Source organism: Dickeya oryzae, from assembly GCF_020406815.2.
GTDB lineage: Bacteria > Pseudomonadota > Gammaproteobacteria > Enterobacterales > Enterobacteriaceae > Dickeya > Dickeya oryzae.
On the sequence record NZ_CP162670.1, the window covers coordinates 1,164,208 to 1,178,290 of the forward strand.

At 55.5% G+C, this 14,083-nt stretch carries 16 protein-coding genes; 4 read left to right on the top strand and 12 right to left on the bottom strand.

All coding sequences use genetic code 11. The annotated features are described in order from the left end of the window. Positions 1 to 68 precede the first annotated feature (68 nt). Positions 69 to 422 (bottom strand): hypothetical protein, encoded by a 354-nt coding sequence (locus tag LF929_RS04995; RefSeq protein WP_210175604.1) that lies wholly within the window; start codon positions 420 to 422, stop codon positions 69 to 71. A gap of 153 nt (positions 423 to 575) precedes the next feature. Beyond that, positions 576 to 1,046: a GNAT family N-acetyltransferase gene (locus tag LF929_RS05000; protein WP_016942098.1), complete on the bottom strand. Its 471-nt coding sequence runs from the start codon at positions 1,044 to 1,046 to the stop codon at positions 576 to 578. 142 nt (positions 1,047 to 1,188) lie between these two features. On the opposite strand from LF929_RS05000, the gene hpt reads away from it, so the two are divergent. After that, positions 1,189 to 1,722 carry a hypoxanthine phosphoribosyltransferase gene (hpt, locus tag LF929_RS05005; protein ID WP_038905307.1) on the top strand — a complete coding sequence of 178 codons (534 nt, stop codon included), beginning with the start codon at positions 1,189 to 1,191 and terminating at the stop codon, positions 1,720 to 1,722. Between the two features lie 42 nt (positions 1,723 to 1,764). On the opposite strand, the gene can is transcribed toward hpt, so the two are convergent. Continuing rightward, entirely contained in the window at positions 1,765 to 2,406 is a 642-nt protein-coding gene (gene can / locus LF929_RS05010) for a carbonate dehydratase (RefSeq protein ID WP_012885789.1), read from the bottom strand. A 127-nt stretch (positions 2,407 to 2,533) separates the two neighbouring features. Between can and LF929_RS05015 the strand changes: the two genes are divergently transcribed. Both LF929_RS05015 and LF929_RS05020 read left to right on the top strand, forming a co-directional pair. After that, the gene (locus LF929_RS05015) at positions 2,534 to 3,457 is read left to right on the top strand and encodes an ABC transporter ATP-binding protein (RefSeq protein WP_038905306.1); all 924 of its coding nucleotides are present in this window, start codon (positions 2,534 to 2,536) and stop codon (positions 3,455 to 3,457) included. Next, positions 3,454 to 4,224, top strand: a complete 771-nt coding sequence (locus LF929_RS05020) for an ABC transporter permease (RefSeq protein WP_038905304.1) — start codon at positions 3,454 to 3,456, stop codon at positions 4,222 to 4,224. The genes LF929_RS05015 and LF929_RS05020 overlap by 4 nt, the downstream gene beginning before the upstream one ends. Before the next feature lie 72 nt (positions 4,225 to 4,296). Here LF929_RS05020 and panD read toward each other — a convergent pair whose 3' ends face one another. The 9 genes from panD to thpR all read right to left on the bottom strand — a co-directional run bounded on the left by panD (position 4,297) and on the right by thpR (position 11,382). Beyond that, positions 4,297 to 4,677: an aspartate 1-decarboxylase gene (panD, locus tag LF929_RS05025; RefSeq protein WP_012768777.1), complete on the bottom strand. Its 381-nt coding sequence runs from the start codon at positions 4,675 to 4,677 to the stop codon at positions 4,297 to 4,299. Positions 4,678 to 4,702: 25 nt separating this feature from the next. After that, the gene (gene panC / locus LF929_RS05030; protein WP_226093507.1) at positions 4,703 to 5,557 is read right to left on the bottom strand and encodes a pantoate--beta-alanine ligase; all 855 of its coding nucleotides are present in this window, start codon (positions 5,555 to 5,557) and stop codon (positions 4,703 to 4,705) included. A 15-nt stretch (positions 5,558 to 5,572) separates the two neighbouring features. Next, on the bottom strand, positions 5,573 to 6,367 hold the full coding sequence (gene panB / locus LF929_RS05035; protein ID WP_168366248.1) for a 3-methyl-2-oxobutanoate hydroxymethyltransferase: 795 nt from the start codon (positions 6,365 to 6,367) through the stop codon (positions 5,573 to 5,575). Positions 6,368 to 6,536: 169 nt separating this feature from the next. After that, entirely contained in the window at positions 6,537 to 7,025 is a 489-nt protein-coding gene (gene folK / locus LF929_RS05040; protein WP_210175605.1) for a 2-amino-4-hydroxy-6-hydroxymethyldihydropteridine diphosphokinase, read from the bottom strand. Then, entirely contained in the window at positions 7,022 to 8,425 is a 1,404-nt protein-coding gene (gene pcnB / locus LF929_RS05045) for a polynucleotide adenylyltransferase PcnB (protein ID WP_071526209.1), read from the bottom strand. The genes folK and pcnB overlap by 4 nt, the downstream gene beginning before the upstream one ends. 68 nt (positions 8,426 to 8,493) lie before the next feature. Next, positions 8,494 to 9,402 (bottom strand): tRNA glutamyl-Q(34) synthetase GluQRS, encoded by a 909-nt coding sequence (gene gluQRS, locus LF929_RS05050; protein WP_210175606.1) that lies wholly within the window; start codon positions 9,400 to 9,402, stop codon positions 8,494 to 8,496. Positions 9,403 to 9,494: 92 nt separating this feature from the next. Next, complete coding sequence (gene dksA, locus LF929_RS05055) at positions 9,495 to 9,950, bottom strand: RNA polymerase-binding protein DksA (protein ID WP_012768782.1); 456 nt, start codon at positions 9,948 to 9,950, stop codon at positions 9,495 to 9,497. A 168-nt stretch (positions 9,951 to 10,118) separates the two neighbouring features. Further along, on the bottom strand, positions 10,119 to 10,838 hold the full coding sequence (gene sfsA, locus LF929_RS05060; RefSeq protein WP_038908784.1) for a DNA/RNA nuclease SfsA: 720 nt from the start codon (positions 10,836 to 10,838) through the stop codon (positions 10,119 to 10,121). Between the two features lie 10 nt (positions 10,839 to 10,848). Then, complete coding sequence (gene thpR, locus LF929_RS05065) at positions 10,849 to 11,382, bottom strand: RNA 2',3'-cyclic phosphodiesterase (protein WP_210175607.1); 534 nt, start codon at positions 11,380 to 11,382, stop codon at positions 10,849 to 10,851. 222 nt (positions 11,383 to 11,604) lie between these two features. Here thpR and hrpB point away from each other — a divergent pair, with 222 nt between their 5' ends. Then, a complete protein-coding gene (gene hrpB / locus LF929_RS05070) occupies positions 11,605 to 14,073 on the top strand; it encodes an ATP-dependent helicase HrpB (RefSeq protein ID WP_210175608.1) in 2,469 nt (822 codons plus the stop codon). The last annotated feature ends 10 nt before the right edge of the window (positions 14,074 to 14,083 follow it).

Here is a 14,083-nt window from a genome sequence, read left to right on the forward strand (position 1 = left end):
TTACTACGGTAACAACTGCCATTGCGGCTCCCTTCTATCTGCTCTCCCTGTGCTGTTGCACTGCCGAGTCATTTGGCGGGGGTGGGTGCCACCGGTGCCGGATTCGGCTCTGGTGGCAGCTCTCTTACACTGATGCTGACTTCATACGTTTTACCACTACCTTGGGGCACGTTAGCGACCAGCTTGTTAGCAGCTAATACCGGGTCGGTCGCCTGTAATGACGCCTGATACAGTGCATGAACTGGTGGACGTAACGCAGGCGGTGGGGGCGGGAACCCGGGTGGCGGTGGCAGCATTTCCTGTCTGTCCGGTAACCGTGGATCCACATTTTCTGGATGCGCAGACGCTACAGACAAGCTCGAAAGCAGTGAAATACCGGCAATCCACGCTGCGGTACGGCAGGTTTTCGTGAGTACTGTCATGTTACACCTCGTTTCGGTTGGCCGACGTCCATCAGAAACCTTTCACCGATACCGTGCAATGCGCTTTACTCTGTTTTATGCCGTGATAACGTAATCTTCACATTCTTATACATGCACTGATATTCTCACTGCCATCATCGAGCCTGCCGGGCTTTACGGCTTCAGTGCCAGAAAGTCCTGCGCCAGAATGTGCCAGGCACTGGGGTGTGCCTCAAAGCCGATTTTGGGGTAATAATCCACGGCCTGCGGTGCGGCAATCAGAATCAGGCGACACAGTGGCTTGAGTTGCCGGACCGTGTGCTCGATAAGCTGGCGGCCAATGCCGCCGTGCTGGCAGGCTTCATCCACCGCCAGATCCGACATATAGCAACAATAGTGATAATCCGTCACGCTGCGAGCGACACCCACCAGTTCGTCACCACGCCATGCTGTCACCAGCAGGTCGGCTTGTGTCAGCATGCCCGCGAGGGTCTCGCGCTGTTCCAGTGGACGTCTGGGTCCTAAGGAGGTTCGGTTAAGCAGATGGATAAATTGATCGACAGTGATGGGGTCATTCACTTTGTAAGTGATGAGGCTTGGGGTGGTGATAGTGTTGTCAGACGCTGAAGACGATAACGATGTCATGTTCTCTCCTTGAGTGGGGTAAAGCCGGCTTTCTGTTATACTGCGCGCCGTGATGAATGGCGGCACAGCCTGGCTGCGTGTCTGCCCTGGAGTATGGCCACGGTGGCCGATACTGGATATCTTTTTTTGGTGAGTAGTCAGTATGATGAAACATACGGTGGAAGTCATGATCTCCGAGCTTGAGGTCAAGACGCGGGTGGCTGAGCTTGGACGCCAGATTAGTGAACATTACCGTGATAGCACCAGTGACATGGTGTTGGTGGGGTTACTGCGTGGATCCTTTGTGTTTATGGCCGACCTGTGCCGCGCCATCGACCATTCTCACGAAGTGGATTTCATGACTGCCTCCAGTTATGGCAGTGGCATGAGCTCGACCCGCGATGTGAAAATCCTCAAGGATCTGGATGAGGACATCCGTGGCAAAGATGTGCTGATTGTCGAAGACATTATTGATTCGGGTAATACGCTCAGTAAAGTGCGGGAAATTTTGCAGTTACGCGCCCCTAAATCGCTGGCGATCTGTACGCTGCTGGATAAGCCATCACGTCGCGAAGTCCCGGTTCCGGTAGAGTGGGTTGGTTTTTCCATTCCGGACGAGTTTGTGGTGGGATACGGTATTGATTATGCGCAACATTACCGTCATCTGCCATTTATCGGTAAGGTGATTCCGCAGTAAGCGTGAAATCGCGCCCATACCGCATGGGCGCGATGCGCATGATTACAGCAGCGACGAGACCGCCCGACGATAACGTTGTTCCAACGTCTCGCGGCTGGTGGCGGTGACTTCCAGGTCGCGTAAACGTCCATCCTGAATCCCATAAACCCAGCCATGAATCGTCACTTTCTGACCGCGTTTCCAGGCCGACTGCATGATGGTCGAGTGACCCAGGTTGTACACTTGTTCGACTACATTGATTTCACAAAGTTTGTCAAATCGCTGTTCCGGTGGCAATTCTCCCAGTAATGAGCTGTGCTTATACCACAGGTCTCGAACGTGGAGCAGCCAGTTGTTGATCAACCCGAGTTCCGGGTTTTCAACCGCGGCCTGTACACCACCGCAGCCATAGTGACCACAAATAATGATGTGTTCCACTTCCAGAACCTCAACCGCGTACTGAACGACAGACAGACAGTTAAGATCGGTATGGATAACCAGGTTGGCCACGTTACGGTGCACAAACAGTTCACCCGGTTCGAGACTGGTCAGGCTTTCTGCGGGAACCCGGCTGTCCGAACAGCCGATCCACAGAAAACGGGGACGTTGGGATAGTGCCAACCGCTCAAAATAATCGGGGTCTTCTTTCACGATCGTTTCAGACCATTGCTGGTTATTGGCGATAAGCGTTTCTATTGTTTTCATGAAAGTAAATGACCTGTAACGACAAAAGGGCGGTGCAAGGTAATATAGAGCAATCATAGGGGTTTTGAAATCGAAAACTGGGTCCGACCAGGGCCCGCTTAACTGATAAGAAGGCATGCATTCAGCTATGACATATGCACTTGAATTGTCGAATCTGACGAAGACATACCCTGGCGGCGTTCAGGCGCTGCGAGGTATCGATCTGCGTGTGGAAGCCGGGGATTTCTACGCCTTGCTGGGCCCGAATGGTGCAGGCAAGTCCACGACTATTGGCATCATTAGCTCTTTGGTCAATAAAACAGGTGGCAGGGTGCAGGTATTCGGCCACGACCTGGACCGGGATGTCGTGAATGCCAAACGGCAATTGGGGTTGGTACCGCAGGAGTTCAACTTCAATCCGTTTGAGACCGTGATGCAAATCGTGGTTAATCAGGCTGGTTACTACGGCGTACCGCGGCATGAAGCGGTGCAACGCGCTGAGAAGTACCTCAACCAACTTGATTTATGGGGTAAGCGTAACGAGCGGGCACGCATGCTGTCCGGGGGGATGAAACGTCGTTTGATGATCGCCCGTGCGTTGATGCATGAGCCCAAACTGCTGATTCTGGATGAACCGACCGCCGGGGTGGACATTGAATTGCGCCGCTCAATGTGGGGGTTTCTCAAAGAGCTCAACGGGCAGGGGACGACTATCATCCTGACCACCCATTATCTGGAAGAAGCGGAAATGTTGTGCCGCAATATCGGCATCATCCAGTCTGGGCAATTGGTGGAAAACACCTCGATGAAGGCGTTGCTGGCCAAGTTGCAATCAGAAACCTTCATTTTCGATTTGGCGGCGAAAAGTGCGTTGCCACGGCTGGAGGGGTATCAACACCGTCTGGTGGACACCTCGACGCTGGAAGTGGATGTCAGAAGAGAGCAGGGGCTGAACGGCATTTTCAGCCAGCTTAGCGCCCAGGGGGTTCAGGTCCTTAGCATGCGTAACAAGGCCAATCGCCTGGAAGAACTGTTTGTCGCTCTGCTCAATAACAACGGAGATAAAGCATGATGGGGCTATATTGGGTGGCGTTGCAGAGTATCTGGATCAAAGAGATCAACCGCTTCGCGAGGATCTGGATCCAGACGCTGGTGCCGCCTGTGATCACCATGTCGTTGTATTTTATTATATTCGGTAATCTGATCGGTAACCGCATCGGTGAAATGAACGGCTTTAGCTATATGCAGTTCATTGTGCCGGGGTTGATCATGATGTCGGTGATTACCAATGCGTATGCCAATGTCGCCTCGTCATTTTTCAGCGCCAAATTCCAGCGCAATATCGAAGAGCTGCTGGTCGCGCCGGTACCGACGCATATTATTATCGCCGGTTATGTGGGGGGCGGTATGGCGCGCGGTATCTGCGTCGGTGTGCTGGTGACGGCGGTATCGCTATTCTTTGTGCCGTTACAGGTTCATGCCTGGTGGATGGTGGTGGTGACCTTGCTGCTGACCGCGATGTTATTTTCGCTGGCGGGGCTGATCAACGCCGTGTTTGCCAAAACGTTTGATGACATCAGCCTGATCCCTACCTTCGTGCTGACGCCGCTCACCTATCTGGGGGGCGTATTCTATTCGTTGTCATTGCTGTCGCCATTCTGGCAGGCGGTGTCCAAACTAAACCCGATCGTATACATGATAAGCGGCTTTCGCTTTGGGTTCCTGGGCATTCATGACGTGCCGTTGCCGCTGACGTTGGTAGTACTGCTGGCCTTCATCGTGGTGTTTTATGGCGTGAGCTGGTGGCTGATTGAGCGTGGGCGCGGGCTGCGCAGTTAAGACACGTTTCTGTTGGTTAAGATGAAGCGAGGCGGTGTTTCTGCCTCGCTTTTTTTATCCGCGCTGATGCGCTCAGGCTATCTGTACGGGAATGGCTTTAGCGGTACGCTGCAGTTCGTTATTATCACCAAAATAGGCGACTTTAGGATGATGGGTACGGGCCTGTTCATCCGGCATCTGTACGTAGGAGCAGATAATCAGCTTATCGCCGACGCAGGCGCAGCGTGCCGCCGCGCCATTGACGGAAATGATGCGGGAGCCGCGCTCTGCGGCGATCGCGTAGGTGGAAAAGCGGTGGCCGTTATCCACGTTGTAGATGTCGATCGCTTCGTATTCAAGAATACCGGCGGCATCCATAAAATCCTGATCGATGGCGCAGGACCCTTCATAATGTAAATCTGCCTGGGTTACTTTTACCCGGTGCAGCTTACCTTGCAGCATGGTTCGAATCATCGGTCTGTCACTCTGGTTGGAAAAATCAGGTGGTCAAATCCACCTGTTGGTTATCAATCAGGCGCGCCTTACCCAGCCAGGCAGCCATCAGCACCACGGCAGAAGTACTGTCGATGGTGAGCGGTTGCAGCGTCACTGCGTCGCGGATAAATAGCTCGTCCGGTGTGAATCCGGCATCGCGCAGCGCTTCTGATGCTCTGGCGAGCATATCATCAATTTGTCGGTCGCCGTTGGATAATTGCGCCGTCACCTCGTTCATGATGCGATAGAGTTGCGGTGCTTGCTGGCGCTCTTCGGCGGTCAGGTAGCCATTGCGTGAACTGAGCGCCAGGCCGTCTTTAGCACGCACAATGAGGACGCCGACGATGCTGATATCGTAATCCATATCAGCCACCATCTGACGAATCAGAGCCAGCTGCTGGTAGTCTTTTTCGCCAAAGCAGGCGACGTCCGGCTGCACCAGATTAAACAGCTTGCTGACAACGGTGGCGACGCCACGAAAATGACCTGGGCGACTCGCACCTTCGAGCATCTGGGAGAGTCCCGGTACTTCGACAAACGTCTGTTGCTGCAAGCCGTTAGGGTAGAGGGTCTCGGGCGCTGGGGAAAAGACCAGGTCAACCCCACGACGAGTCAGTTTTTCGCAGTCTTCCTGCAGGGTTCGTGGGTAGCGAGCCAGGTCATCCGCCCGGTCGAACTGCAATGGGTTAACAAAAATGCTGACCACAACGATATCAGCCCGGGCTCGGGCCTCATCCACCAGTGTCAGGTGGCCATCATGCAGGTTACCCATGGTTGGTACCAGCGCGATGCGTTTCCCATCCTGACGCCAGCGGCGGAGTTCACGGCGCAGCAGCACCGGCGTTTCAATAATCAACACACGCTTACTCCTGTGTTAAATAAAACTGTATTTTTCATCAGGAAAGGTTCCCTGTTCGACTTCCTGCACGTACAGACGAATAGCCGCACGGATATCCGCCGCTTCCGCCATAAAGTTGCGGGCGAATTTCGGCGTATGCCCGCCGGTTACGCCAAGCGCGTCGTGCATGACCAGAATCTGGCCATCGGTGACATTGCCTGCACCGATGCCAATAACCGGGATACTCAGCGCCTCGGTGACCCGCTGCGCCAGCGAAACCGGTACACACTCTAGCACCAGCAGTTGAGCACCAGCTTGTTCCAGCGCCAGGGCGTCTTCCAGCAGTTGGCTGGCAGCCGCTTCATCACGACCCTGGACTTTATAACCACCAAAGATATTGACTGACTGTGGCGTCAGCCCCAGATGTCCACACACCGGGACGGCACGTTCAGTCAACATACGCACGGTGGGGGCCAGCCAGCTGCCGCCCTCGATTTTGACCATATTGGCACCGGCACGCATCAGTTCTGCGGCGTGCTGACAGGCGAGCTCTGGCGTGGTGGCACCCATAAAGGGCAGGTCGGATAACAGCAGACAATGTGGCGCGCCGCGTCGGACGCAACGGGTGTGGTACACCATGTCATCAAGGGTAACGGGCAGGGTTGAATCGTGGCCCTGTACGGTCATACCGAGAGAATCTCCCACCAGCATGACGTGGATCCCCTGTTCATAAAACAGTTGGGCAAAGCTGGCGTCGTAAGCCGTCAGGGTGGCGAACTTTTTCTGTTCCTGCTTCCACTGGCGCAGGTGGGAAATCGTCGTCGCTTTCATGGCAACCTTCCTGAGTCAACTCAATGGCAATTCAAGGGGAAATCATTCTAATGGAAGGCAGGCATCAGGAACAGCAGTCTGTTTCTATTTGTAAAACAGACGATTGGCATTCAGTCAATGCCGGACGCGCATCAAGATTGACTCTGGTGAGGGGGAGAAACGGTGAGTTTTAGTGCTCGTCCCACAGGCTTAAGCCATTACGGGGGACGTGTTGCAAACGGGTTGTCAGGGCTTCGCCGTCGGGAAACACCAGCTCTGGTGCCAGTTCTGCTAGCGGGTAGAGCATGAATTCGCGGTTTTTCATGTCATAGTGCGGCACGGTGAGCCGCTCGGTATGCAGCGTCAGGTTACCAAACAACAGGATATCCAGATCGAGGGTGCGCGGGCCCCAGCGATTTTCTTTGCGCACCCGACCTTGCTCCAGCTCAATGCGCTGGGTGTTGTCCAACAGCGCTTCTGGCGATAATCCGGTCTGTAATTCGACGACGGCGTTGAGGTAGTCGGGCTGATCCTGCGGGCCGAGCGGGCGGCTGCGATAAAATGACGAGCAACGCACCAGCCGGGTTTGCGTGATGGCGTCCAGCGCGCGCAGCGCCGCGCGAACCTGCTGCAATGGTTCGGACAGGTTGCTTCCCAACGCCAGGTACACGCAGGTCATCGGTTATTATCCCGGTGAATTGGACGTTTACGCGGACGACGAGAACGGCGATGCGGTGTTGGGCCGTCATCAAGTGTATTGAGCATCACTTGCTGGCGCGGCGGTGCCGCTACCTGAAACTCGCCCCACCACTGTGCCAGACGCTGTAATTCCTGATGGTTTTCAATTTCCGCACGCAGACACAGCAAGTCATACGCTGCGCGGAATTTCGGATGCTCCATCAGTTTAAACGCGCGTTTGCCCTGACGGCGCGACAGGCGCAATTGCAATTGCCAGATATCACGGACAAGCGAGGTAATCCGTTTAGGAATAGCGAGTGAGCGACACTGTTCGTCGAGAACGTCGTTCATGGCTAGCGCAAAGGCTTCGAAGTAAGCGAGTCCGCTTTCCTGCGTCAGCTTCTGGGCATGTTCCACCAGCGGATACCACAACATGGCGGAGAACAGAAATGCCGGGTTAACCCGCATATCGTTCTGGATGCGCTGATCGGTATTCTTCAAGACCTGTACGATCATCCGTTCCATTGTGCTTTCACCATTCGCGGTAAAATAACGGCTGATGAGCGGGAACAGGGGCTGGAACAACTGGTATTCGCACAGTAACTGGTAGGTGGGGTGACCGTGACCCGCCTGCAATAGCTTCAGTGATTCTTCAAATAACCGCGCCGGTGGGATGTCGTGCAGCAACGAGGCCAGACGAGGAATCGGCTCGGCGGTTTCAGAACTGATGCGCATACCGAGTTTGGCGGCAAAGCGTACCGCACGGAGCATACGCACCGGGTCTTCACGGTAGCGGGTTTCCGGGTCGCCAATCAGGCGAATCAGCCCCTGACGCAGATCGTTCAGGCCGTTGGTGTAATCCCGCACGGTGAAGTCAGCAATGCTGTAATAGAGGCTGTTGATGGTGAAGTCGCGCCGTTGGGCGTCTTCTTCAATGGTGCCGAAAATGTTGTCACGCAGCAGCATACCGTTGTGGCCTTGCTGGGCGGCATTCTTGGTTTCCTGCTCCTGATGCTGCTCATGGTGACCGCGGAATGTGGCGACCTCGATCACCTCCGGGCCAAACATCACATGCGCCAGACGGAAACGTCGGCCCACCAGTCGGCAATTACGGAACAATTTGCGAACCTGTTCCGGGGTGGCGTTGGTGGTAATATCGAAGTCTTTGGGCTTTTTGCCCAACAGCAGGTCGCGGACGCCGCCGCCTACCAGATAAGCCTCATAGCCCGCTTTGCTCAGGCGATACAGTACTTTCAGCGCATTCTCACTAATGTCACTGCGTGAAATGGCATGCTGGTCGCGAGGAATGACTGTCATTGCCTGCGGCGGATTGTCCACACTGACGGGCTCATTCTCACGATTCAGTACCTTGCGGCAAAAATTAGCTACCCGGGTAAAGATAATACACCTCGATAATCATTGAAAATTTAGCGGTACAACAAAAAATAGCGGCTAATCATAGCTCACCCTCAGCCCTTTGAGAATGCTGATGTTATTTCCTGCGATGTAAGAGCGGCTTTGACGGGGACCACCGCCAGTGACCAATGTGTTATGGCCCATGCGAGTAAGGCGTCCCTTTTAAGATCACGCCAGTGCGTCGGCAAAGGCTGGTGCAAAAAAGCCAGAGCCTGCACCAGTACCGCCCGAGGGTCGCCATCAGGTAACGCTGGTGCGTGATTCTGCTTAGAGAGCTTATTGCCGTCGGTATTCAGCGCCAGCGGCAGATGCACATAGTCTGGTGCCGGATAATCCAACTGTTGGTACAACGATAGCTGTCGCACCGTCGGTTCAATCAAGTCTGCGCCACGTACGATTTCAGTCACGCCCTGCTCGTGGTCATCCACCACCACTGCCAGATTATAGGCAAACAAGCCATCACGCCGATGGATGATAAAATCTTCTTTCACCAGCATCGGGTCGGCATCAATCCGTCCACGCAGGCGATCGTGAAAGTGCAGGACAGGGTGCGTCTGGCGAAGGCGTAACGCGGCGTTATCCGCAGGTAATCCGCGATCACGGCAGTGACCATCGTAGTAACCGCCGTTTTGCTGGATACGTTGTCGGGTGCAGGTACAGTAATAGCATTTCCCCTGACGCTGCAATTCAGCCAGCACCGCCCGATAACGCTCATGGCGTTGAGACTGATACACCACTTCGCCGTCCCACAGCAGACCATACTGTTCCAGTTGACGCAGAATACGGGAAGCGGCACCGGGTACTTCGCGCGGTGGGTCGATATCCTCGATACGCACCAGCCAGCGCCCCTGGCAGGCACGAGCTTGCAGGTAACTGCCCAAGGCGGCTATCAGGGAACCAAAATGGAGATCGCCAGAAGGTGAGGGCGCAAAGCGGCCGACATAAGGGAGAGATTCAGACATACGGCGATATCGTGCCGGTCAGGATGAAGGGTGACGGGCCATAATCAGTAAAGATCCGGCGGTAGGGCGGTAGGCTTTCCCGCCGGACGATATCATCCAGCCATCTGCTTTTCGCGGATTTCGGCCAGTGTTTTGCAGTCAATGCACAGATCAGCGGTGGGACGTGCTTCCAGACGGCGGATGCCGATTTCCACGCCGCAGGACTCACAATAGCCAAAGTCCTCGTCTTCGATTTTCTGCAGTGTTTTGGCAATCTTCTTGATCAGCTTACGTTCGCGATCACGGTTGCGCAGCTCAAGGCTGAATTCTTCTTCCTGAGCGGCACGGTCTACCGGGTCTGGAAAGTTAGCTGCTTCATCCTGCATGTGCGATACGGTTCTATCGACTTCATCCCTGAGTTGATTGCGCCATGCTTCAAGAATACGCCTGAAGTGAGCCAGCTGAGCGTCGTTCATGTATTCTTCGCCCGGCTTCTCCTGGTACGGCTCCACTCCGGCAATTGCGAGAATGCTCAGAGAGGATGTCTTACGGTTTTGCCCTTCTTGCATGTTGCTTCTCCTACATAACACGACACGCAGTATCGATCCCCCAAGGGGGAAAAACAGGCCGCTATAAATAACAGATGGATGTGTGGTTGGCAATGATTCCCGACACTGGCCTGACAAAGTGTGAGGAACGACATAATCCCATCAGATAATACATAACGCGTGGCAGAATTAGCTCGCTGACGTCACGTTATTGAACGGCAACAGCCCTGTTAGCGTCATGCCATCTGGGCTGATATGGGTACCGTAACACAGAATTTCAACCCCCTGCTGCTGTGAGAGTTGTAATAATTCGGCGTAATGTCGGTCAATGTGTTGCGCCGCTGAAACCTGGCTGATGCCTGAGTGCAGTACAGCGAAACACAATACGGCGCGACAACCCTGTGACGCCATCTGTTGCAGTTCCCGCAAATGCTTCTGTCCCCTGAGGGTCACCGCATCGGGAAAGTAACCACATCCATGTTGCAATAATGTGACTGATTTGACTTCAATATAGCAGTCAGTGCGTCCTTCTGCCTGTAATAACAGATCTATCCTGCTGTTTTCTGAACCATAGCGCACTTCGGTGCGGATAGTGGTGTAACCTGCTAAATCCGAAAGTTTGTTGGCGTGCAGCGCTTCAAGCACCAGTTGATTCGCCCGCAGGGTGTTAACACCAATCCAGTGGCCTTGTGCGGTTTGCGTCAATTCCCAGGTGTGAGGATACTTGCGTTTAGGGTTGTCGGAGGTGGAATACCAGATAGTATCGCCAGGCGCGCCACAGCCTGTCATCGCTCCGGTATTGGGGCAATGTAACGTCAGGGTGGTGCCGTCGGGGGTGACCACATCAGCCAGAAATCGCTTGTAGCGTTTAAGCAGCGTGGCCGGGCGCAGCGGTGGGGAAAATTGCATGCATAGTCTCTTAGGCTGTCAGCAACGGCCAGTGGGCAAGCGGGCGGTAATGAGTACGCCCAGCTTCAGTGGATGATTCATAAAGAAAGAATTGCTCGGCATGTACCGTCCAGTTGAATGTGGCGGCGGGAAGCGACAGCGGGCGGGTAGCGCCGCGCAGCAAGGTAATGTGCGGGTGGAAAGGCTGCGCTGGCTGGTAGCAGCCATTGCGCGCCGCCTGTGAACGCAACATCTCCGCCAGTTGCAATAAGCCTCGTGGTGCCTGGCGGCAGCCCAGCCATACCACGCCGGGGCGTGGCCAGTGTCCCGCATCGTTGAGATTCAGGGTGAACGCTGGCTGGCGGATGCGACCTGCCAGTGTCATTAATGCCTGCATTTTGGCCTCGCTAACTTCACCGAGAAAGGCCAGCGTCAGGTGCAAATTCGCGGCCGCCACCGGGCGTCCGGCGTCGTGAGCAAACTGCGTTGCACGCCAGTGCACGATCTGCTGGCTGACCGCGTCTGGCAGCGAAAGGGCAAAAAACAGGCGGCGGGTTAGCGTCATGGCAATCTCTCTGTTCTGCGGGGTTCCGATGCTACAATGCTTGCCGAATAAAGTTAATGCCCGCCGAATAAAGTTAAGGCGGCGTTTTGCCTCTTATCGTCATGCCCCGATGAGCGGTTGTGTGTTCTTTCTCTTTATTCATTGATGGTGTGTTGAACACTATCGATAACAAATGATGATGATTACGTCAGTGAATGGGACTGTATGGTGACGGAGCGTTATGTGAATCTACCCCCTGTCAGCGCTGTCGTGGATGAGGTTATCCAGGCGTTGCATACCGCACCACAGGTGTTGCTGCATGCGCCGACCGGCGCAGGAAAATCGACCTGGTTACCGTTGCAGTTATTACAGCGGTGTGAGTTTCCCGGCCGCATTATTATGCTCGAACCTCGTCGGCTGGCGGCTAAAAGTGTGGCTTTCCGGCTGGCAGAGTGGCTGGGTGAAACACCTGGGCAGACTGTCGGTTACCGTATGCGTTCAGAAAGCCGGGTGAGCGGCCAAACCCGACTGGAGGTAGTGACAGAGGGTATTCTGACCCGAATGCTGCAACAGGATCCGGCGCTGGAGGGGGTTTCGCTGGTCATGTTGGATGAGTTTCATGAGCGCAGTTTGCAGGCGGATATGGCGCTGGCGTTGCTATTGGATGTCCAGCAAGGGCTGCGTGATGACCTGAAGCTATTGATTATGTCCGCCACGCTCGACAATGCCCGTCTGGCTTCCTTATTACCTCAATCGCTCTGCGTATCGTCGCAAGGGCGTTCATGGCCGGTTACGCGACATTACCAGCCAGTCGGCTCGCAGGAGCGACTGGAAGAGGCCACCGCCCGACTCGTTTATCGTTTGTTGCAGGACGAAGCCGGTTCATTACTGGTATTTTTGCCGGGTGTGGCGGAAATCAAGCGGGTGCAGACACTGCTGGAAAACACACTCTCGGCCGACGTGGTGCCTGACGAAGGGGGTTGTCAGGTCGATGTGTGTCCGCTCTACGGCGCGCTGACGCTGGCGGAGCAACAAAAGGCGATTCTTCCTGCCGCCGTCGGGCGGCGCAAAGTGGTGCTGGCGACCAACATTGCTGAAACCAGTCTTACCATCGAGGGGATTCGGGTGGTCGTGGACTGCGGGCTGGAGCGGGTGGCGTTGTTTGATGTTAAAACCGGTCTGACCCGGCTGACGACACAACGCATCAGTCAGGCATCCATGGTGCAGCGGGCCGGGCGCGCCGGACGACTCGAACCGGGCGTGTGCTGGCATCTGTTCGCCCGCGAGCAGGCAGAACGCGCCGCGGCACAAAGTGAGCCGGAAATCCTGCACAGCGACCTGTCCGGTTTGTGGCTGGATCTGCTGCAATGGGGTTGTCATGATGTTGCTCAGCTCAACTGGCTGGATAGCCCGCCTCAACCGGCGTTGCTGGCGGCTGAACGTTTACTACTGCAACTGGGCGTGTGCGATACGCAACAGCGTCTGACAGTAGATGGGCGTAAGATGGCCGCGCTGGGCTGCGATCCTCGACTGGCGGCGATGCTGCATGCCGCCGCGCAGGACGACGATGCGCTGACGACGGCGGCATTATTGGCGGCGATTATCGAAGAACCGCCACGCACAGGCTCCCCCAATTTATTCGATGCACTGCATCGACCCGCTGGCCACTGGCAACGCCGGGCGCAACAACTGGCGCGCCGTGTGGGCAAGGCGTCAGGTAAGGTGAATGATGGCCTGGCGGCATGGTTACTCTCGATAGGGTTTGCGGATCGCCTCGCCCGACGACGCGGTCAGGATGGACGTTATCAACTGGCGAACGGTACCGGTGCCAGTTTGCCGGTGGATGAGGCGTTGGCGGCCTCAGAATGGTTGTTGGCTCCGGTAATGATGCAAAGTCCGAACAGCGCGGATGCGCGTGTGTTACTGGCATTGCCGGTAGATATCGACGCGTTAGTACGGCAGCGGCCGGAACTGGTGGCTGAACAGAATCTGATGCACTGGGACGAAGAAAAAGGTACCCTGCGCGCCAGCCTGCGCACGCATATTGGCAGCCTGACGTTGTCCTCCCGTCCGTTGGCAAAACCCTCAGACGAGGCATTGCAGCAGGCGATGCTTAACTGGCTGCGCGAACAAGGGCTGTCGGTGTTGAACTGGGATGAACCGGCACAACAGTTGCGCCAGCGTCTGCTGTGCGCCCGGCAGTGGTTGCCGGAGGTGGCATGGCCTGCGGTGGATGACACGGCTTTGCTGGCATCGTTGGAACAGTGGTTGTTGCCATCGTTAAACGGTGTGCGGGATCGCCGTACGCTCAACCAGGTTAACCTGAGTGAGGCACTGTGGCGGCTGCTTGACTGGCCGCAACGTCAGCGGCTGGAGAGTGCGTTGCCCAGTCATTATACCGCGCCTGGTGGCAGCCATTTACCGATCCGCTATGAAGCGGATCAAGCCCCGGTGCTGGCGGTTCGGTTGCAGGAAATGTTTGGTGAGCAGGCCAGCCCGTTACTGGCGGAGGGGCGAGTCGCGCTGGTGCTTGAATTGCTCTCTCCGGCGATGCGGCCCTTGCAGATAACCCGTGATTTAGCGGCGTTTTGGAATGGGGCTTACCGCGAGGTGCAAAAAGAAATGAAAGGGCGCTACCCCAAACATGTCTGGCCGGATGATCCGGCGAATACGGCGCCAACGCGGCGTACCAGAAAATACCAGAACACCTAATTTCAGATGT